Genomic DNA, 20,292 nt, shown 5'->3' on the forward strand with positions numbered 1-20,292 from the left:
AGAAGAGGTTTTTTAGAAATCTTTTGGACCGCCTCAGCGTCCCGGCGGCGTACCGCCGTCGGGCTCTGCGGGCTTCGCCCCGCGCCCCCTTGACGGGTCGCGGCCATGCGGCTTCGATCCCTGACTTCTCCGGCCGTGGGCATTCCCCCCGGCCTGCGCGCTGCGCTTGCCTATTTCACGCCTGCTTTTGTGGTAGGGCTGGCTTGCTGATCCCTTCATCCTCGCACACCGTCGGGTAGCAGCGGCGCATTGCTGCGCCGCCGCCCCCTAAGAACCGGACGTGCGAGTCACCCCGCATCCGGCTCAAGCCATTCTTCAGCACCATGGGGTGGCACCGAACAATTTGACGGAACGTTTCGCGGCTCGACGACGGGCCAGGTATGCAGTCCACTCCGGATCGAACGGATGGGCAGCCCCAGGAACCTTGACGTGGCGGGTGATCGCTACCGTCATCGCGCAGAAGAGTTGAAGGCTGACAGTTTTGCCGTCAGTCGAACCCCTCGTTGCGAAGGCCCAAGACCGTGATCCTCTTACCCTGAAGTACCGCCTGATGACCCATCGTGCCCCTTTGGCGGGGTGCCTGCGCACGGCCCACCTCCAAAGCATGTGCCAGATGTGCGAGTCAATCAATGAGAAGGTCGCTTTCGCCGCAGCATGACGGTGATACATGGCCCAACCTCGGATCACCGGGTTGAGTTGCCGAATCACCGCCTCCTGCGTGGCGCTCGCGTTGTCCTTGATGATGTCCCTGACCTTGTCCAGCAGCGACTTGATGCTCTTCTTCGCCGGCTTGGTCAGCAACTGGTCGCCGTACTTGCGCACGTTTTGACCCAGGAAGTCGAACCCTTGCCCGATGTGCGTGATCCGGGTCTTCTCCTCCGACAGTTCCAGCCCACGTTCGGCCATGAACCGACGAATTGCAGGCAGGACCTGGGATTCGAGCACGTCTTTCGACGCACCAGACACCACGAAATCATCGGCATAGCGGATGACGTTGAGCTTGGCCCTGCGGCGTGCGCGTTCCGATCCACCGGCACTCGCATGCACCACCGCCTCCAAGCCATCCAACGCCATGTTCGCGATCACGGGCGAGATGATCCCCCCTTGGGGTGTACCTGCCCGCGTCTCGAACAAGGATCCCTCATCGACGTAGCCGGCCTCCAGCCATCCGCGCAGGACCGCCTTGTCCATCGGTATGTGCTCCAGGAACCAGGAGTGACTGAAGTTGTCGAAACAGCCTCGGATGTCACCCTCCAGAATCCACTGCGCCGAAGTACGGCGCGACAGGACCGTGAAACACTGTTCGATGGCATCGGCTGTCGCGCGCTCAGGCCGAAAGCCGTAGGAGTTCGGGTCCGCCTGTGTCTCCGCGACGGGCTCCAGGGCGAGCTTCCACAAGGCCTGCATCGCCCGACACCGCATACATGGAATTCCCAGCGGACGCTTCTTTCCATTGCTCTTGGGAATGTAGACCCGCCTCAGCGGCATCGGGCGGTAGCCACGATGCCCCAGCGACAGCATCCCCTTCCATCTGGCCGCCGGGGTCAGCCAGACTTTTCCGTCCACCCCCGGCGTTCTCTTCCCACTGTTTTCCGTCACTCGCTTGACGGCAAGCATCTTGCCGCTGTGCGAGCGGGTCAGCAGACGTTGCAAGGTTTGCACCTTGCCCCACCTGCCTTCCCGAACTGCCTTGGCGATACGCATCTGAAGTCGCTTCACCTCTGCTTCGATGTGGGGCCAGTTGGCCTGGTCCCACATCAGCGCAGCGGGCGAGGACGCACCAGCGCCCGATACCTTCGTATCGTTCGCCGTCATCTGCTTTTCCTCGTACAACGATTGGTCAAGATTCTCTCGCCATGAATGACCGCGCGGAAGTCTGCCCGCTTTCGCGTCGGGCGATGTCGCAGCCCGTATCCCGTCCATTACAGCCGGGCATTCGCTTTCTCCGCATTCCTCTACCCACCACACCCACAGCGTTCCTCACGGTTCGCCTGCCGTTGCCGGCAGCGTGATGGGTTTACCCTGTTCCGCATGAATTTCCGGATGGTGCGGACCCGTCCTGTGCGCCGGCGGCAATCATGTCCATGACGGTCCAGAGAACAAAGGACCGTGCCTTGCCGCATACCTTTTGGTTCAAGCCTTTCAGCACATTTGGCTTGTCTGACATTACGACGCGTTGTCGGACGTTCACATGTGTTGGTCGTACCCACCCATCCCTTGCTCCTCTCCGCCCTTGTGCTGGCAGATTCCGCTTCGCCTCACGGCTTTGCGTACCGGTAAACCGGCGGCAACGTTGTCCCCGGAGCTTCACACCGAGCCGTTGCCAGCTCCGCATGTCCGGGTAGGGAACGGCTGATGGAACAGCCGGTTTCATCAGGTCATAGCTACCTCCGTGAAACAGAAATTCAAGCGACCTCAGGTCGCACGTTCTCGCCGTCAAGGTCTGCGCGCATTGCATGCGCTTGCGGCCATTCGACCGTCTTCGAACCTGTGACCGCTGCGCTGCGGTGTGCCGGTTCCGGTCTCGGGCAATCCCGCCCGATCACCGGAGTTGCTCATGCAGCACGATCTGTTTTCTTCCCTCGATTCCCTCCTGTCGGTGCCCGCAGGAGCGGGAGGCTTTCTCATCCGCGACCTGGCGGGCCAGTACCGGCCGGCCGAGGCCGACGAGGTGCTGCTGGCGGCGCAGCGATTGCTGGCGGCACAGGTGCGCGGTAGCGATCTGATGGACTCGCCCGCTGTGGTGAAGGACTTCTTGCGCGCCCGCCTGGGCAACCTACCGTACGAGGTGTTTGCCGTGGTGCACCTGAACTCGCAGAACCGCGTGCTGGACTACGTCGAGATGTTCCGCGGCACGGTCAGTCAGACATCGGTGTACCCGCGCGAGGTGGTTCGTGATGCACTGATGCGCAACAGCAGCGCTCTGGTCCTGGTGCACAACCATCCCAGCGGCGAGGCCCGTCCGTCACGTGCCGACGAACATCTGACGCAGACCATCAAGGCCGCAGCGGCGCTGGTCGATACGCGGGTGCTCGATCACTTCATCGTCGCCGGCGACGTGATCTGCTCTATGGCTGAATGCGGTCTGGTGTAACCCATGGGGCCGTTGGCCCCCATTTTCTTGTTGCTGAACAGCGCGCTTCGCGCGGACACAGGGGAGGGCTGCGCATGGCCGGTGTCCACCGGCGGCACGGGGAGCAGCGGCCCTATCCCGTGCCCGGGGATCGAGGTCTGGTTTCCTTCCCGCTGTGCGGGAACGATCCCGCTGGACGAACTGGCGGGCGGTCCGCTCCCGCCGCTGCGCTGTGGTCCCGTCCCGCCCGTCAGATCGTCCCCCCGGTCACCCGCCATGCCCGGAGCCGGGCCGCTGGAAGCCTTGGGGGTCAGTGAAGTCCTGAAGTGATCGCAGCGGCTCGAACGCCGCGCCAGTCGCTGCGCTTGGTGTCACGCCGTCCGCAGAGCCGCCGCTGCTCAAGTAGCTCGGCCACCTGCGCTTCGCTGGTCGCCCGAAGAGGCCCGGGCAGCGCGTGCGCCAATGGGCCCACCGTTATCCCCCCACGGCGCCCCCATCCACAGGTGAGGGGGACTTGTGGGGGGATCTTTCAGCGGTGGGCCAGGTGACTGGCTCACTGTTTCGTGCTGCAAGGTTTCCCCATCCCCCACCCCTTCCCGAGGGAAGGGGCCTTGCCCACCCCCCGCCCGCCCGTGGGCGGGAGCGAGGGAGTCCGAGCAAGAGGATCGGTTTTGAGGAGCCCGGATCGGGGTCCGGCTGGTCGCTCTTGCAAGGAGTTTCACCATGGCCAACGTTCAAGTCATCCAGCGCCACGCGCACCTGGCATCCGCCGTCAAGCTCGAATTCGTCAACGGGCGCGAGGGCAAGGTCGCCAAGGCGGTGCTGACCGCCATCAGCAACAGCCGCCGGGGCAGCGGCGAAGAGCGCTCCGAAGAAGCCACCGCGATCCAGTGGACGCTGTGGGCCAAGCAGGCCGAACACGCCGCCGAGTACCTGGGCAAGGGCTCGCACGTGAACATCGTTGGCCGGGTGCGCAACAACCACTACCAGGACAGCGACGGGGCCGAGGTCTACGGGCTGGCGTTCACCGTGGACGAGATCGACTACCTCGACAGCAAGGCCGAAGGCGAGGCCCGCCGCGCTCGCGAAGGTGCAGGTGATCCACCCGCAGCCGCCCCCAGCGCTGCCAGCAGCAGCCGCAAGGCCCGCAGCGAACGCCAACCGGCACACGCCTGAACTCACACACCGGGCGGTTCTTCCGCCCGGAATCCCTCATTTCGCATTTTCCGAACCAGGAGAATCACCATGATCTCTACCGCCCATTCCCCCCGTCTGGCCGCCCGCTTTGGTCAGAACACCTTCGTGATCCGCAGCGAGATCCCGCTGGCCGAAGACCAGATGCGCCGGGCCGCACCGTCCATCTTTGCCGAAGGCAAACACGGCAGCCGTTCCGAGCGCTACACCTACATCCCCACCATCGATGTGCTGCGCGGACTGCGCCAGGAGGGCTTCGAGCCCTTCATGGTGGCCCAGAGCAAGAGCCGCATCGAAGGCAAGACCGAGTTCACCAAACACATGATCCGCATGCGCCACGCCGGGCAGGTCAACACCCGGCCCGAGGCCAACGAGATCATCCTGATCAACAGCCACGACGGCGCCAGCAGCTACCAGATGCTTTCGGGTCTTTTCAGGTTCGTCTGTTGCAATGGCTTGGTGGTGGGTGACATCACCAACGACATCCGCATTCCGCACAAGGGCAACATCCAGGACGAGGTGATCGAAGGCGCCTTCCGGGTGCTGGAGGACTTCGAGGTGGTGGACGCGTCCACCGACGGCATGAAGGCCCTGCCGCTGCAGCGCGAAGAACAGCAGGCCTTTGCCACCGCCGCCCTGGCGCTGCGATACGGCGAACGAGGGGAGGGCGAACCACCGGCCCCGGTGACCGCCGATCAGCTGATCGAAGCCCGTCGGCCGGAAGACTTCGGCAACAGCCTGTGGACCACGTTCCAGCGCGTGCAGGAGAACGCGTTGCGTGGTGGCCAGCCGGGGCGCGGCGCCAAGGGCCGGCGCCTGCACTCCCGCCCGGTGGCCAGCATTGACCGCAGCGTGAGCCTGAACCGTGCGCTGTGGGTGCTGGCCGAAGAGATGCGCAAGCTCAAGGCCTGATCCACAAGGTCTGAGCGATCCCGGCGCTGGATTCAACCCCAAATCCAGCGCCGCGAGCGCGACATACCGAGCCCATCATCGGACGGTGCGTGCGCGTGAACTTCTGAAACGCGCTCGCCGGCCGGCGCCGGCTCGCGCGATCCCGGCCGCTGGCGCATCGAGCGCGGCGCCCGGGAACGGTTGTCCTCCGCCTCGACCACCCTTGTCGGTCGCGCTGGAGGAAACCCCATGAAGACCCTTGTGCTCGCCAACCAGAAGGGTGGCGTCGGCAAATCCGCCGTCGCCACCTTGCTGGCCCACTACTTCCGCAAACTCGGCAGCCGCGTGCTGGCCATCGACCTGGACCACCAGGGCAATTTCTCAGACCCACTGCGAAAGTCCCAGCGCGCGGCCGTGGCCGAGGTTCCGGCCAGCGCCTTGCTCACGCAGGCGAGTCCGGTCATCCCGGCTGCGGACTTCGTCCTCGTCGCCGCTGACCAAGGTCTCTCCGGGCTCGAGCGCCAGCCCAGCCTGCACAACGACTTCGCGAACCGCCTTCGAGGCTTCCTGAAGGTCATGGACGGTCGGTTCGATGTCTGCCTCATCGACACCAACCCCAACCCGGACATCCGCATGATCGCAGCGCTGGCTTCGGCCGATTGCGTGCTCTCGCCGATCCAGCTCAACCAGGAAGCCCTGGACGGCGTGCACGCACTGCTCAATCACTACCGGGTGGGGGTACGAAAGATCAAAACCATGCTCAACCCGAAGCTGCACCTGATTGGGCTGTTGCCGGTTATGGTGGAGGCCACGCCGTTCCAGCGGGAGAACTTCCTGCAGCTGGTGCAGAAGTTCCACCCCATCCTGATCCCCTACGGACCGAAGCCAGGGCAGTTCGCGTCGATGCCGCGCCGCTCGGCCGTGGCCGAAGCGCAGGCCGAGGGTCTGGTGCTGTGGGAGATGAAGAAGACCGCCGCGCGGGACGCCTGGCGCGAGATCGAGGTGGCCATGGCCGTGATCGCCAAAGCCGTGCTGGCGGAAGTGCCGACACAGTCAACCCAAACGACCCCTGTCAATGGAGCGGACCATGGCCCTGTCTCTGGATAGTCTGGACCTGCTTCCGCCGACAGGGGGTGAGGGCGGAACCCCCTTGCGGATTCCACTGGACGCCATCGACGAAGACCCGGATCAACCTCGGCAAGAGTTCGACGATCAGAGTCTGGACGAACTGGCTGAAACCATCCGGGAGCGGGGCGTGCGCCAGCCGGTCTCGGTGCGCACGCATCCCACGCAACCGGGGCGCTGGATGCTCAACTTCGGCGCCCGTCGCCTGAGGGCCTGCAAACAGGTCGGACTGTCCGAGATACCCGCATTTGTGGACCAGACCGCCAACAGCGTGGACCAGTTCATCGAGAACGAACAGCGCAAGGGCCTGAGCCCGCTGGAGATCGCGCTGTTTGTGCAGCGGGCGCTGAACCAGGGTCAGACACAGGCCGACATCGCTCGGGCCATCGGCAAGAGTCGACAGTACGTGACGCTGGCGACGGCGTTGATCGATCCACCGGACTGGTTGTTGTCCGCGTACCGGGAAGGGCGGTGCCGCGGTCTGAACGAACTCCATGAGTTGCGTAAGCTGGCCGGTGAGCATCCGCAGTACGTTGAGGCTTGGACTTCGGATCGCAGCACCATCACCCGGGATGCTGTGATGGCTCTCCGGGCCGAACTTGCTGAGGGTTCAGGCAGTGTGCGGCGTGGTACATCAGCACTGCTCGAATCCGTGGAAGCTGGTCTCAGGACTGGCGAGGCTGGAACAGGGGCGCGGAAGTCACGTCAACAGCAACCCAAATTGATTGCTCTTCTGGATGGAGCCGAGGTCGTGGTGAACACGCTGCAGGCCCCGCCCAAGGCAAGGCAGCTTTTCGTGATCCCTGTGAAGGGCGGCCAACCGGAGGCTGTGGACACGGGTCGACTGATCCTTATCGGCCTGACGCGGGACACGAGTTGTCAATCTGATTGACAACCGGGAGGGCCTTGGCAGCCAACACCTGTTCGGCCGCATCACCTTGCCCAATATGCAGCGTGTACCGATCATTGATCCGGTACACCGTGCGACTCCCCCCGTTGGGCAGCGCTTCATCCATCACGTCGAAATATTCGGCGGCAAGCAGAATGCCTTTGAGGTTCTGGTGGCCGTAGCGCTTCTGCAGGTCTTCCAGCTCATCTGGCGCCTTGCTCCGGATCAAGTTGAGTGCCGTGGTGAGGTGCGCCCACCCATCAGTTCGTGCCGTCTTCAGGGCGATTTCACCAAGCATGGCCACCAGGTGGCTGCCCTGCAGGAATCCAGGCTCCATCTGTCGAGCACCCTCGGGCGATGCAAAGAATGCCGCCAGCTGTTTCCGCCCTTCATCCATCGTTTTCACCCAGCCCCTGAGTCTGTCTAACATGCGAAAGGTTTCGTCACGCTGGGCATCCAGATAAGCCAGGGCGGCTTGTGCATCGCCGTCCACTGCCGAGTACCAGCGTGGCAGGAAGTGGTGAATCAGATCGTTTCGCGCGTCCACCAGGGCGCGCATCTCCTGGTCGTGCTGGTCAATGAACTGTGCGTCGGTTTCCACAGAGAAATGAAAGCCAACCCAAGGCTCTGTGATCTCATCCGGCATGCGGTGTTCGGGTGGTGCTTGCAGGACATGGGTCACCATCCTGCCAGCCAGTTCGCCCATAGTCTTGCGGTGAACAGCAGTTCTTTGCGCGTCCATGCGATCTGCCAACTGGCTTGCCGGCCCGTGCACCGAAGCAGTGGCGTTCAGGTGCTTGAGCATGGCCTCAACCATCTGGAAATTCACCACATTGCGACCGATCCGGCGCAGCACCTCATCTTGCTCAGGTGTTCGCTCCAGTCCGCGAGGCTGTGACGTGTCGTTCAAAGCGTTCCCTCCCATGTGGTTCAAAGGTGTCTGCATGCAACCTCGGCCTGGCCAGTTGTCAATCTGATTGACAACCTGGCCGCCATCGGCGCCGCATGGGTCTTGCTGGATTTTCGACCGAATCCAGCACCTCGACTCGATCGGTTCTCGGAGAGCATAGGTGCATGGTGGATTGCAGGATAGGCGGCCCGCCGCCGTTTTCACAAACGACTCGCTTCGCTCACGTTTGCACCTTTCGGTTTGCCCCATGAACACCCACAGCCCTGACTTCGTCACGGTCGATATGCGAGGTCTTAAGGCCGCGCTGGTGGGGCATGCCCAGGCCCACCGGGAGAGTGTGTCGGTCCTCGTTCGCCGGGCCGTGGCCCGTGAACTCGGTCTGGACGCGGTTCGACCTGCTACGGATGTTGAGCCGCTCGTCGCATTCCGTAAGGACCAGGTGAAGTTGTCAATCAGATTGACAACTGTCGAGGCAGATCGACTGGCTGAAGGAGCGCGACAGGCCGGTCTGTCGCGCGGGGCCTACCTCGCTGGCCTTGTCGCGGGCGTACCCGTGTTGACCGCTGGTGCAAGCCGCACAGACCAGGTCGCCGTGCTCACCGCGTCCAACGCCCACCTCGCCGACCTCAGCCGCAACATCCACGCCCTCACACGCCTGCTGACCCAGAGCAACGTGCCCAGGGCACTGGTATACCGCGACATGCTCGACACGCTGGATGGCGACGTTCGGCGACACCTCACCCAGGCTGCGGCCCTGCTTGCCGATCTGCGACCGCGTGGGGCATCTGCTGAGACTTCGCGGCGCGTGAGCCGTTGACCACCAGGAGGACATCATGACCCAGACACCCGACATCGATGGAGTGCTGATCCAGTGGGGTGATCGCCTGTTCTACCCGGGCAATCGGGTGGTCAAGGTTCCACCAGCACCGAGGATTCGGGGCGGGAGTTCTCACGAACGAGCGAACGCCATCCGCCAACGCATCGAAGCCACGGTGGTGAAACGGGCGCCACAGGTCATGGTCAAGGTCACCGGGGGAGGGCGGGGCATGCTGGCGATTGCGGCGCACTTTCGGTACATCAGCAAGAACGGCCGGCTCGACATCGAGAACGACCAGGGCGACACGGTGCGGGGCAAATCGGCCGTGCACGAGCTGACCGACGACTGGCGCTACGGGGGCAGCCAGATCGGCGATGAAGGCTACCGTCGCGAAGCCTTCAACATCATGCTGTCCATGCCCCGGGGCACCGACCCGCTGATCGTCCAGCGGGCGGCACGCGAGTTCGCGCAGACCGAACTGGCAGACCACAAGTACGTGATGGTGCTGCACGATCACCAGGCCAGCCCGCATGTGCACATCAGCGTGCGGGCCGAGTCGCGCCATGGCAAGCGGCTGAACCCGCGCAAGGCCGACCTGCAGCGGTGGCGGGAGACCTTTGCGGAGAAACTGCGTGGCTATGGCGTCGAGGCCGAGGCGACCCGACAAGCCACGCGAGGGCGAAACATCAGCTATCCGGACCTCTGGCGGCTGAAGGCCAAGGATGACGGTCGGTTGAGAAACCTCCGACCCGTCAATAACTCCGGGGCCAAGGCACGCGCCAGCCGGGACGAGGCTATGAGGGGTTGGCTGCACATCGGGCAGGCCTTGGCCCAGTCGCCCGACGCGCGGGACATCAGGCTGGCCGTTTCGATTGCCGACTTTGTGCAGGACGCGACTGCATCGTGGAATCATCAGAGGAGCACGCACCAGACTGGGACACTACCGCAGCGTCAGGTGCCGACCGTTGGGCCAGAGACTCGACGTTGATGACGGCTGCCAACACTGTGCGGGCTGGAAGGGCGGGTCGAGGCTGAATGCTGCCGGTGACCAAGCACGCCTGAATGTCGGCCGCCGCAGTTACCTGTCTTTCGAGGATGAAGGGGGCGAACGACCGCTGCACATCCGTCACCAGCCTCTCAACACATGCCAGCATGGTCGCGGCGCCGCGAGAACGACTCCTCATGCCTGAGGTGAGCGCGCGCGGTGCACTATCCCACAGGGGAAAGCACCGAACCACGGCCTGAACTCGTCACCAATTCGACATACAGAGCTTTTCGCCCGACGATAACAGCAAGCATCGGCCGCTTATCCCGACGCTGCGTTGACAGTCGGCTCCATTCCGATCTGTCGAGACCAGAAGGATGAGGATGATCTTCAGGGTGGGTATGCCATTCGCCCAAATAGCGAATGATTCCTTGAGTCGCCGTCCATCGAGACAAGGCAATGGCTTCGTGTCCAAACGGCATCCTCTCAAACAGGTAGCGAAACCGCTTGTCCCAAGCCGTGGGAACCGTCGCTTGCTCAATGAGCAAGTGGCCTCCATGTACGGCACCAAGCAAAAGTCCGCCTGCTTCGCAGTCGGCATCATTTCCCTGAATATGCTGACTGAATGTCTGCAGCGTTCCTGCAGAAAAATGAAGCAATCTGCCTTTGTCGCCGGTTGCCCAGGAACCTAGGAATTGCATAGCGGGCAATCCCGATCTCGCAAAGGATCGCAGTCAGGCGTGGCCAGTCGATAGGTCTGGTCGATCAGCCGGGTCCTCAACGTAGGAGAGTGGAAGCCGTTGATCCAATTAAGGGCCATCTCAGCACCCAAGCTGGCAGCCTGCACCGACACCGAAGCCGGAAATGGCACATACAAGCCGTCGCACCCATGGCCTGCCATGATGTTAGGCAGAGCATCAAGGGTCGACCGAAGTTCGCCCCTTCTCTGGCTGTGCCATAGGCATCGGTAGCAAGCACCCGATGCGTTCGTTCTCAGGAGCGCACGCACAGCCGTTCCAGGCCCTTCGATCCAGACAGAAAGCATGGGCGTGGGAGCCCTGTAGCGGCCGCACAGCCAATGCCCGAGGGATTCTTCGCCGGTGGCATCGATGAGTAGGTCCAGCTTTCCCAGTTGGGCCTGCCTGGCATCCACGGGGAGCGCATGAACCTCGACGCCTGGCGACAAGCGCTTGAGTTCCTTCGCCATCGCCTCAGCCTTGTTTGACAACAAGTCCGGGAAGCCGAGTCGATGCCGTCCGATGTTCTGTGGAAGGAGGCCATCAAAATCCACCAGCGTGAGTTTCCCTCCGCATGATCCTGCCCCGGCCTTGACCAGCATGTCCGAGAGGTATCCGCCGATCGTGCCGCACCCCACAAGTGCGATTCGCTTTCCTGCCAGCGTTTTTGACTTGGGGATGTTGCGCTGGGCCAGATACCGGTCATCAATCCGGATCACCGTGACGGGCATCACCTTCAGCCCAAAACTCGAATCCTTGCGGTCAGCGAGCTTGGTCTTTTGACTCAATTGGTGCTCAAAGAGCACGGCAAAGCCGTAGGTCATCAGTGGCGACTCGATGATGATCAGTACCCCATTTGCTCTTTTGCTTTGCCCGTCCTTGATTCGTTCCTGAATCTTGCGCCGACACCGAGGGTCCAGGGTGCTTTGCCAAGCCAAGATATCCGCCACTGTCTCCGGTGGCCAGTGGCTGGTCAATGGTCGGGGTTGTGCGGTGGTCTTGACCCGGTAAGTCAGCACCGTTTTATCGGTGACCTGGTAGCCGAGCGAATGCAACTTTTTTGTTGTTCGATCTTCGTTGTCGGTGATGAACCAGAGTGGATTCCCATTGACTTGCGCAACGATACAGTTTTGCCGCCCCAGATCCTCGCCTTGCATGTCCACAAAACAAAGCCCGCCATTCCAGTAGGCAAAAAACTCATCGGCGAGATCCTCGATCATCTCGCCCTTCAATATCTGCCCGAGCACCTCTGCCGCCCGTTGCAGGCACGCCAAGGACTGCCCTACAGGATCGTAGATATCCAGCACGACAGTTCCCTTGGCCAGATAGCAAAGGCCGCCCTCCGCGCCAAGATGAGGAACTGCATTGGGCAGTTCACGCGGAATTTTGAGCAGCCGAACGCGAGGCAGGTCGAAGAAGGTAGGGTCGAGCTGAACCTCACATGGAATGCCATCGTCCGCGCCGCACGGGATCAAGAGCCCCCTCAGTTTGAACCAGCCGTCGTCCGTCTTGCCGACAAACTCGAAGCCTCGCAGCCTGAAGGCTTCGACCACATCGGAGACCACGGCGACGCTGCTCATCCGGCCTTCGTGCGCCCGACCAATTCGCTCGGACCAGCCGTAGCCGGCGCTGCGGCAATAGTGGCGACAACGGATACCACCTTGACCCGGTCCGGCTCGTTCGGAAAACGCGGGCCGAATTCGCCTCGCATCCAGACGCAGGCCTGTGAAGGGCTACCGGCGTCGGTGGCTCCGCGCAGCACTTTTTCGAGTGCTTCGAACGCTTTCGCAGCCTCTTCGACGCCCTCTTTACTAAGGCGTGCAGTAAGCGACTCCGACTCATCAACGGGGTTGTTCACCCCCGCGCGCAACCGGGCCGGCAATGCTGTGACAACATCCAGCAATGCCAGGTCGTCGCGCCGATCCCGCTTCTCGAACAGCGGAGCCGCAGCGGCCATCAACAGAATCGAAGCCGGTCCACCGCTCGACCACTGCCAATCGCGGAACGCCTTCAAGTAGCGAATCACGCGGCGGAACTGTTCTCCCTTGGCCTCCACCTCGCCCAAAAACCATTCCTTCACAGGCCTGGGGTCGGAGGTCATCCAGTTGCACTCGCGGTGAGCCAGGAGCACTTTGTCAGCGGGTAGTGCCGTCCAGGCATCCCGCTCTGCCATGTTCACAGCCTCCGTCAGCGAGTCATATCCGTACCGCTCCATCGAGGCTTTCGCGAGCGTGACGAATTCGTCGTCGGGGATGGCGTACAGCGGAATGTCGATGTGGGCATAGGCCGCAATGACAATCCGGATGCATGTCGGCTTGTCGGTGACGAGCTTCCAGTGCTTCTCCTCCACCAGCGGCTTCAAGGCTTCTTCAGCAGCTGCAAAGAACACCGTTGTGGCCCTGCTGGGACGCTTCGTCTGCGAGACAAAACTCAACGGCAGATAGCAACCATCATCGACATCCGCCTGCTGGGGCCGTTGTGCCGGGCCGTTCAAGGTCTTGTACGCCCACGATCCTTGCGTGAAGAAGCGCGGCTGCGGCACGTCGTCCGTGTACCCGCGTTCGCGCAACACGCGCGGGATGCCGGTGCGCAGGCAGTTTCTGACGTCGTTGCGGGCACTGGCGATCCAGGCGCGTTGCTCAGGCGACAGATCCAGCTCTTCGTGCATGCAGGATCCGTCATCGACGGTGGTGAAGAAAAGCGGGCTCAGGTTCAGCATGCGGCCTCCGGCACATTCTTGTTGGGGCCGTGATAGAAGGTGGGTGCGCCGGCCTGGTGCGCTCGAAACGGTTGGAAAAGAGGGTCGCCAAGCGCGCGCTGCGCTGCATGATTGCCGCGGTCCTTCAGCGTATTCGTGGCGCCGATGGAAGCCCGGTCCAGCGCCTTTACGTCCTTGCTTTGATCGGGCGTGGCCTTGTCATCGATCTGGAAGTAGTTGCTACCCAGCGACTGGCGCAGCATGTAGTCCACCGACGATTCCTGGGCAGAGATCACCAGATCGAACAGCCCTCCGCGCCACTTGCCGAATCCGCGGTCGAGGCTGGCACCGCCACGGACGGTTGCACCGATCGTCATCGTGCCGATGGACAGCACCCGTACCAGTGCATTCTGTTTCGGCGCGAGGAACGTATTGACTTCGTGCAGCCCGAACAGTCCGGGCGCATTGCCGACCAGTCCTCCATCCGCAAAGACACCACGATCATTGCGCGCTAGCGGAAAGTAAACGGGCGCAGCGGCGGTCGCCAACGCCACATCCACGATCCTCATACGGTGGTCGATCTCAAATGAGGGATGGTGAGGCGTTTTGAAGAACTGGCCGCGCCCCGTCGAGTAGTTGACGGCTGGCACGAGAACGCGGTGCTTCAAGTTGCCGATCGTGGTGTCTTGAAAGCGCTCGGTCAGCACGCCCCGCAACCCTGCGGAGTCGTGCTTGGCGGTCAACCAGAAGCCCAGAAGGCGCCGAGCGAGACTTCGGCAACCAAAGATGCGGGAGCCCTGTCCTTCGAACAAGGCTTTGAGTTCAATGGCAGGGATTTCTGCGGCCAGCCCCAAGGCAAGCATCCCACCTGCAGAGGTGCCGCAGATCAGGTCGAAGTGCGAAGCGATGGGGCGGCCCAGCACGGCTTCAAGCTCGGCAAGAACCGTCGCAGTGTACAAGCCGCGATAGCCGCCCCCAGACAGGGCGAGCACATGGTAGGTGGGCACGCCCATCATGGCGCTCAGCCCTTCGGCGGGAAGGAGTCGTTACCGTGGCTGTCCTTGTCACGGATGCGACCGTCCGGACGGTGGATGACCAGTTCGGACTGCTGGTTGCGTGCGATGTTCCGCGCCGCGTCAATGGCCTGTTGCTGCGTGTCGTGCACGGAGGTTGCCCGCTGATTGCCGGCGCCCTTGACGGCCCAACCGTCCTGGTGAGGAACTACGTGCTGATTTTTGCCTGTCATGGCGAATTTCCTAAAGTTGAACCATCGAGACCCCAGCCAGCCGGCTGGGTTGCCAATGACTCCCGGTTGAAGCAAAATCGTTGCTCTTGCAGACAACGGGCGAGTCAAGCCAAATCAACTTTCTGCATTCGTAGAACTCACTTCTGTTGTCTGGCTGGACAACAATGTATCAGACTTGGTGCCAAGCTGCAAATGGTGGGCTTGGTGCCGCAGAACGCAACTGCTTCGGGCCGGACACAAACCGGTGTCTGCCGCAGCCACAAGGAACGGAACGGATGTCACAAACAGGCCTGGGCGTCGCCCTCAAGACGCTACGCGAGCGCAGAACCCTCTCATTGCGCGAAATCGGTCAACTGTCTTCGGTGGACCATGCCTATGTCCACCGGCTGGAGTCGGGCGAGAAGACAAATCCGTCAGTGGACTTAGTCGAGAAGCTGCTGAAGGTTCTTAAACCAGGTGAAAGAGATGCTGCGCTGGTGATGTGGCTTGTCGACCATGCGGAGGCCGATCCCCGCCTTGTTGAATTCGTGCTGAACGATCCTTCCATCAGCATCGACATCTTTTCGGCTGCAGCAGGCGTGAGGCATCGTGGAAATACAAGACCCGATCCCGCGACACTGATCGCCCGGATACAGCGAGCATTCGAGGACGAGGACGACTGAACATGGATGAAGCGGATGTCAGACAGAAAGCACGTGCGTTCGTTGCGAAGGTCGATGCGTCCGACATCCGGCAAGATCTGACGCCCTATGTCGTCGAGGCCAACGCCAAGGTCAAGAAGGAGGAGCTTGGTGAGGGGGAGTCTGGCTACACGATCACCAAGCCGAACGGCAAGCACGTGATCACGGTGAACTCGCTGGAGACAGAAGAGCGCCAGCGCTTCACCATCTGCCACGAGATCGCTCATATCGTCCTTGCGCTGGACTCCAGCCACGAAGAAGTGCCGTCCTGGTCCTATGCGAAGCGCCATCCGAACGAAATCGCGTGCGACACCTTCGCCACCGAGTTGCTTATGCCGTATCAGCAGTGGCTGTCGCTTGTGCCCAAGGACGAACCTTCGCTGGAACTGATCCAGCGCATGGCGGATTTGTTCTGCACATCCTTTCCCGCCGCAGCGTCGCGATTCGCCTCCCTCAGCGACATCCCGTGTGCCTTCGTCACGATGGAGCGCGGTGCAGTGCGCTACGCGGCCCGCTCGACCAGCTTGCGGCAGGCTGGGGCTTGGATATCTCCCAGGTCTGCCATCCCTATCGGCTCTGTGGCCCACCGTCTCCGTTCTTCAGGCAGCAGTGCTGCCGACACGGATGAGGTTGCACAAGATATCTGGTTCGACAACTGGGAAAAGGGTTTCGACCTCTGGGAACTGTCTAGACACTACGCACGCACAGATATCACGACGTCGCTGCTGTGGTTCGACAGCGAAGACTTGCCTGAGGTCGAAGTGAACCGCTTCGGTGTGCGCGTCGAAGACGATGGCGGCTTGGCAGAACTTACCGGACAACTGCCTTGGCCCGGGCGGAGCAAACGTCGTTAGCAACACATGGCCAACGCCGACGCCTATCCGGCACATCAATCACTGGAGTTCGCAGTGATGTAGCGGGCGTGCAAGCCCCTCACTGCAAGCCTGGCTACAAGCCTTGTCGTTTGTCGTCAAGGCCGATATCAGCCCGGAGCAACAGAACCGCGTGCTCGAAATTGGATTGCTGCCCCTCTAGCCCGTACAGCCACTTTGTCCCATGGAACATGGTTGTTTGGAAACATTATCGATTCAAACGGATCGAAACATCGGAAAGGGTCAATGGGCCGGACCCCTCGCGCTGTCTCGGAGCTCAGATACTGAACTCAGTGAGGCGCCAAAGAAGCAAGGCCTCGTAGTCATCGACAGTCCTGTCGCGCGGGAGTGCCACCAGCAACACCCTCAGATACTGGTACGCAGTTGACCCTAGCAAGTCTCAAGCAACGAGTACACGTTGGCGCTCGCGGTGGCGCCGACTAAGGTGTCGGCGAAGAGACGGTTGCGTCTTCCGACGACAAATGGGCGGATCGAATTCCCAAGGCCGTTGTTTTCTAGTGGATGGTTACTGCTGTTGACGAAGCGCTCCAGCTTGGCCCAGGACAGGTAGAGCGAGCACATACTTGAAATAGTCGTGTTTCTGCATGATACTGGAATGACCAAGTCAAGAGCTGTGGTCTAACGGGCTACCTTTGCTTCCCACTTTGAGTAATTGGCAGGCCACACCACTCGCTATGTGACGAAAATTAATAAATTAATTAATATATTATGAAAACTATATCCCAGCTTGAGTTTGGTTTCATCGATGCACAGCGCTACCTCCAAAACCCAGGTGATCCACTATCTGAATTCTTTCGAAAGTCATTCTACAAGTCCAAACACCTTGAAAGAGCTATTGATCCTGATGTCTATTTTTTGTTAGGGGAAAAAGGCACCGGCAAGACAGCCTATGCTGTCTATGCATCTCTCTACATGGGATCGAGTTTTGTCGCTGATACTGAGTTTTTCGATAAAAACGACTTCACGCGCTTTAGAGAAGTTGCCTCGTCTCTTGGTATTGAGGCCTCGCAATATTCCAGTCTTTGGGTATTTACGTTCATCATCCTCTTGATAAACAACATTGATGAAAGAACCTCTCTGACAAAGAACCCCACTCTGTCACATTTTATGGGGGCGATTCGAACCATTAGTTTAGGGGGTCAAGTTCGGACGATCTCGCAATCGATTGAAATTGCATCACAAATCGACTCGCTATTCGATAAATTTGCATCGTCGGCAAATTTAGGATTGCCTGAAAGTGTTGTTTCATCGGCAAAGCCAATATTTAAGATAACTCGACTTTCAGATTTATGTGTTGCTGCTCTTGCTGATTACTCCAATGCGCTCCAGTTTGCCATGTTTATCGATGGCTTGGATGTAAGACCAGATGAAGTCTCATATCACGACTATCTGACAGTTGTATCAAGTATCTGCAATGCTATCTGGGTTATCAATTCGACCCAGCTGGCACGCATTGAGCCTCAAATAAAAATAACACTTTTGCTGAGGCCTGATATATTGGAAACTGTTCCATTTCAGAATCGTGGGCCCATGCTGCAGAATCATTCACATCTTGTGGAGTGGGGAACTCGTTACCCTAACTTTGCAGATTCCGAAATATTTAAGTTTACCGACCGCGTCCTGTACTCGCAACAAGATGAAGCTGAGAGACTGTACCCAGGTCAAACATGGGAGAAGTATTTTCCCTTTAAAGTCGAAAGCCGGGCTAGCGCCAGCGGCGACAATCCGTTCATATTGTTCTTGCGCCATTCATTCTACAAGCCGAGAGACATACTTAAGTATCTTGGGCTAATGAAAGATTTTTATGAGACAACCGGTCGAGGTGGGGTCATGCAATTTGAGGCCGATGTTTTTAAAGACAGAGACATAGGTGATAGCTATAGTCGATACTTGATGTTGGAAATTCGAGACCAACTCTCTTTCTACTATACCAATGAAGAGTATCAACAGTTTCTCGATTTCACTAACGGCTTTCTTGGTAAATATATTGACAAACGTGATCGTGTCTTTACCTATGAGAATTTTTGTAAAGCACACTTGGATTATCTTGAATACAACTCGCGCAACAAAAAAGTCACCGTGCCATCATTTGCTACGGCCGACATCACGTTGCAGTTTATGTTTGATCTAAATGTTCTTGGCTACTATGAGGAAAAAGTCTTTCGCAATGGCGAAGCAAAAGTTTTTACAAACTATTCCTTTCGCAAGCGATCGTTCGCGAACCTTCGACCAAAGGTGCCGACTAGTGGGCGGTATGTGATGCACTACGGTGTTGCGAAGTCGCTACTCGTGGATTTTAGGTAATGGACGAGTCGCCAAGTGACGTCTTTGGCCTTGTCGCTCAAAAATATGTTGAGCTTGAGCGAATCGCCGATCCAATCCGAAAGATTGCTCAAGCGCAGATTGCAACCCTCCTCCTTGATCAACTGCAGAGTATCGACAGAATTGAGAGTCGCACAAAGTCGTTTGATAGTATACGTGAGAACTACATTCGGAAGCATGGAGTTCCACAGTCTCCCCTTTCTTTTGAAGAATTTCTACAGAACACTAATGATATAGTCGGTGTTCGGGTTGTTGCATTTTTCAACTATGAAGTCGATCTAATAGGCGACTTAATAACCCAGTTTTTTGTTGGATCTGTATTGGATCAGAAGCTCACGATCCATGATCCGAATAGAGGTTCTCGGTTTGGGTACAGAGCAGTTCATATAAATTTTCCTTTTTCGGATAGCCGACTTGTGAATTCACCTCTTCGCCCTTTTATTGGGGTAGAGGTTCAGGTAAGAACAATACTATCTGATGCATGGGCTAGGCATAGCCATAGGCTTTTGTACAAGCGGAGCAATCTGATGGATGAATATCATATCAGATCGTTTGCCAGAAATGCCGCTATGTTGGAAAACCTTGACGAAAATATGGAATCCATGAGTAGAGCCCCGCAAAGTACCTCAATTTCCCCCGTGTTGGTTGCTCTATCTTGGCATGAATTCTTTTTGAAATGTTGTTCGATAGTCGCCGTCGATCTTAATGAAGATGACTTGAGAATCAATTTTGAGACAGTGAAGGATGAAATTGATGCTACTGATGAAGTTGTGGCCCTGCAAGTATTTTTGATGGATATCGGTAAGGCTTGGAATAAATTTGGCAAGATAGACTACCCCAAATATGGATTTCGGGATTCCGGAGCAAAATTGAAGCTTGCTCTATTCGGATTGGATGAGAGTCGCTATCGCGGGTTAGTGCCACTCCATATGCGAAGACGAGTTTTGAATATTCTACATTTGGGCGTGGTGAATGACCCTCCTTCAGTATTCAATGGACTGCGGATTCGTGAGGATAACGGGGTGTCGGACTACGCAGTTCCTAAAGAAGTGGTGGATCTTTGCGATGGAATGAAGAAATCTTGGAGGTCTTATGTAACAGATGGCGTCCAATGCATGCTTGTGCAGCCAAATCAACTCATTCTTACTCGGGCGCGTCCAACTGGGATTAGAGGTGCAATTGATAAAATGAAGGAGGCGGCGAATGGGAGGATTTCGCGGCGGAGGCCTATTAGCGTGATCCGGCAGTCTGATGATTTTTTGGTCATTGACGGAAATTCCACTGCCATTGTTTTGGTGGCAATTGGTCTGAATGAAGTCCCAGTGGAGCTCAATGCAGAGCTCCAATGAGCGATGGTCCGCCAGACTGGTTTACTCCACTGCATGTTGTAGCCTCCTTTCAACCCTACCAGGTGGCTAACTGAGTTTGAGTTGGTGTCGTTATTCTGGCTGCGCAAGGATTCGTATATAATTTCGATAGTATTGAGGTCCCCTCCAAAAAACCTGAACCAGCCGGAGGTAGAGATTTCCCTCAGACGGAGTCTCTACATGAAGAAATCCAGATTCAGTGAGGCGCAGATAGTCGGCATCCTGAAGGAAGTCGAGATGGGCGCGAAGGTCGGCGAGACGTGCAGGAAGCACGGCATCAGCGAGCCGACGTACTACAAGTGGAAGAGCCAGTTCTCGGGCATGACGGTCTCGCACCTGTCGCTGCTTCGCCAGCTGCAGGACGAGAACGCCAAGCTCAAACGCATGTACGCCGACCTGACGTTGATGCACCACGCTCTGAAGGACGTCGTTGACCGAAAGCTTTGACCCCGCAGCGTCGTGAGC

General features: G+C 59.0%; 20 protein-coding genes. 12 read left to right on the top strand and 8 right to left on the bottom strand.

Annotated features, from left to right (window positions below; translation table 11 throughout):
- Window positions 1–315: 315 nt before the first annotated feature.
- Window positions 316–1,815 (bottom strand): group II intron reverse transcriptase/maturase, encoded by a 1,500-nt coding sequence (ltrA, locus tag ACFOPI_RS20555; RefSeq protein ID WP_382178128.1) that lies wholly within the window; start codon window positions 1,813–1,815, stop codon window positions 316–318.
- Between the two features lie 742 nt (window positions 1,816–2,557).
- Here ltrA and ACFOPI_RS20560 point away from each other — a divergent pair.
- The 5 genes from ACFOPI_RS20560 to ACFOPI_RS20580 all read left to right on the top strand — a co-directional run bounded on the left by ACFOPI_RS20560 (window position 2,558) and on the right by ACFOPI_RS20580 (window position 7,175).
- Complete coding sequence (locus tag ACFOPI_RS20560; protein WP_382178131.1) at window positions 2,558–3,094, top strand: JAB domain-containing protein; 537 nt, start codon at window positions 2,558–2,560, stop codon at window positions 3,092–3,094.
- 702 nt (window positions 3,095–3,796) lie between these two features.
- The gene (locus ACFOPI_RS20565) at window positions 3,797–4,249 is read left to right on the top strand and encodes a single-stranded DNA-binding protein (protein WP_382178133.1); all 453 of its coding nucleotides are present in this window, start codon (window positions 3,797–3,799) and stop codon (window positions 4,247–4,249) included.
- 69 nt (window positions 4,250–4,318) lie between these two features.
- A complete protein-coding gene (locus tag ACFOPI_RS20570; RefSeq protein WP_382178135.1) occupies window positions 4,319–5,179 on the top strand; it encodes a DUF932 domain-containing protein in 861 nt (286 codons plus the stop codon).
- A gap of 228 nt (window positions 5,180–5,407) precedes the next feature.
- Complete coding sequence (locus ACFOPI_RS20575; protein WP_382178138.1) at window positions 5,408–6,265, top strand: ParA family protein; 858 nt, start codon at window positions 5,408–5,410, stop codon at window positions 6,263–6,265.
- Window positions 6,246–7,175: a ParB/RepB/Spo0J family partition protein gene (locus ACFOPI_RS20580; RefSeq protein WP_382178140.1), complete on the top strand. Its 930-nt coding sequence runs from the start codon at window positions 6,246–6,248 to the stop codon at window positions 7,173–7,175. The genes ACFOPI_RS20575 and ACFOPI_RS20580 overlap by 20 nt, the downstream gene beginning before the upstream one ends.
- Here the strand turns inward: ACFOPI_RS20580 and ACFOPI_RS20585 are convergent.
- Window positions 7,135–8,082: a hypothetical protein gene (locus ACFOPI_RS20585; RefSeq protein ID WP_382178143.1), complete on the bottom strand. Its 948-nt coding sequence runs from the start codon at window positions 8,080–8,082 to the stop codon at window positions 7,135–7,137. The two genes, ACFOPI_RS20580 and ACFOPI_RS20585, sit on opposite strands and share 41 nt — an antisense overlap.
- 247 nt (window positions 8,083–8,329) lie before the next feature.
- On the opposite strand from ACFOPI_RS20585, the gene ACFOPI_RS20590 reads away from it, so the two are divergent.
- A complete protein-coding gene (locus ACFOPI_RS20590) occupies window positions 8,330–8,899 on the top strand; it encodes a hypothetical protein (RefSeq protein ID WP_382178146.1) in 570 nt (189 codons plus the stop codon).
- Window positions 8,900–8,915: 16 nt separating this feature from the next.
- A complete protein-coding gene (locus ACFOPI_RS20595) occupies window positions 8,916–9,887 on the top strand; it encodes a relaxase/mobilization nuclease domain-containing protein (protein ID WP_382178148.1) in 972 nt (323 codons plus the stop codon).
- 221 nt (window positions 9,888–10,108) lie between these two features.
- On the opposite strand, the gene ACFOPI_RS20600 is transcribed toward ACFOPI_RS20595, so the two are convergent.
- From ACFOPI_RS20600 to ACFOPI_RS20620, 5 genes are read right to left on the bottom strand one after another with little or no spacing between them, the layout of a single operon-like run.
- Window positions 10,109–10,585, bottom strand: a complete 477-nt coding sequence (locus tag ACFOPI_RS20600) for a Mov34/MPN/PAD-1 family protein (protein WP_382178151.1) — start codon at window positions 10,583–10,585, stop codon at window positions 10,109–10,111.
- Window positions 10,573–12,201: a ThiF family adenylyltransferase gene (locus ACFOPI_RS20605; protein WP_382178153.1), complete on the bottom strand. Its 1,629-nt coding sequence runs from the start codon at window positions 12,199–12,201 to the stop codon at window positions 10,573–10,575. The genes ACFOPI_RS20600 and ACFOPI_RS20605 overlap by 13 nt, the downstream gene beginning before the upstream one ends.
- Window positions 12,198–13,340 (bottom strand): CBASS cGAMP synthase, encoded by a 1,143-nt coding sequence (locus tag ACFOPI_RS20610; protein ID WP_382178155.1) that lies wholly within the window; start codon window positions 13,338–13,340, stop codon window positions 12,198–12,200. Before ACFOPI_RS20610 ends, ACFOPI_RS20605 begins: the two co-directional genes overlap by 4 nt.
- Window positions 13,334–14,332, bottom strand: coding sequence for a CBASS cGAMP-activated phospholipase (locus ACFOPI_RS20615; RefSeq protein ID WP_449272028.1), 999 nt, complete (start codon window positions 14,330–14,332; stop codon window positions 13,334–13,336). The genes ACFOPI_RS20610 and ACFOPI_RS20615 overlap by 7 nt, the downstream gene beginning before the upstream one ends.
- An 8-nt stretch (window positions 14,333–14,340) precedes the next feature.
- Window positions 14,341–14,565, bottom strand: a complete 225-nt coding sequence (locus ACFOPI_RS20620) for a DUF2188 domain-containing protein (protein WP_382178160.1) — start codon at window positions 14,563–14,565, stop codon at window positions 14,341–14,343.
- 275 nt (window positions 14,566–14,840) lie between these two features.
- Between ACFOPI_RS20620 and ACFOPI_RS20625 the strand changes: the two genes are divergently transcribed.
- Window positions 14,841–15,227 (top strand): helix-turn-helix domain-containing protein, encoded by a 387-nt coding sequence (locus tag ACFOPI_RS20625; RefSeq protein ID WP_003454804.1) that lies wholly within the window; start codon window positions 14,841–14,843, stop codon window positions 15,225–15,227.
- Between the two features lie 2 nt (window positions 15,228–15,229).
- On the top strand, window positions 15,230–16,099 hold the full coding sequence (locus ACFOPI_RS20630; protein WP_382178165.1) for an ImmA/IrrE family metallo-endopeptidase: 870 nt from the start codon (window positions 15,230–15,232) through the stop codon (window positions 16,097–16,099).
- A gap of 408 nt (window positions 16,100–16,507) precedes the next feature.
- On the opposite strand, the gene ACFOPI_RS20635 is transcribed toward ACFOPI_RS20630, so the two are convergent.
- A complete protein-coding gene (locus ACFOPI_RS20635; RefSeq protein ID WP_382178168.1) occupies window positions 16,508–16,699 on the bottom strand; it encodes an IS66 family transposase in 192 nt (63 codons plus the stop codon).
- Between the two features lie 147 nt (window positions 16,700–16,846).
- Here ACFOPI_RS20635 and ACFOPI_RS20640 point away from each other — a divergent pair, with 147 nt between their 5' ends.
- The 3 genes from ACFOPI_RS20640 (at window position 16,847) to ACFOPI_RS20650 (ending at window position 20,274) form a co-directional block, all read left to right on the top strand.
- On the top strand, window positions 16,847–18,442 hold the full coding sequence (locus tag ACFOPI_RS20640; protein ID WP_382178171.1) for a P-loop ATPase, Sll1717 family: 1,596 nt from the start codon (window positions 16,847–16,849) through the stop codon (window positions 18,440–18,442).
- Window positions 18,442–19,809 carry a GTP pyrophosphokinase gene (locus ACFOPI_RS20645; RefSeq protein WP_382178173.1) on the top strand — a complete coding sequence of 456 codons (1,368 nt, stop codon included), beginning with the start codon at window positions 18,442–18,444 and terminating at the stop codon, window positions 19,807–19,809. The genes ACFOPI_RS20640 and ACFOPI_RS20645 overlap by 1 nt, the downstream gene beginning before the upstream one ends.
- Before the next feature lie 198 nt (window positions 19,810–20,007).
- Window positions 20,008–20,274 carry a transposase gene (locus ACFOPI_RS20650; protein ID WP_382178174.1) on the top strand — a complete coding sequence of 89 codons (267 nt, stop codon included), beginning with the start codon at window positions 20,008–20,010 and terminating at the stop codon, window positions 20,272–20,274.
- Window positions 20,275–20,292 lie beyond the last annotated feature (18 nt).

The sequence above is a fragment of the Hydrogenophaga luteola genome, assembly GCF_042648585.1.
Taxonomy (GTDB): domain Bacteria; phylum Pseudomonadota; class Gammaproteobacteria; order Burkholderiales; family Burkholderiaceae_C; genus Hydrogenophaga; species Hydrogenophaga luteola.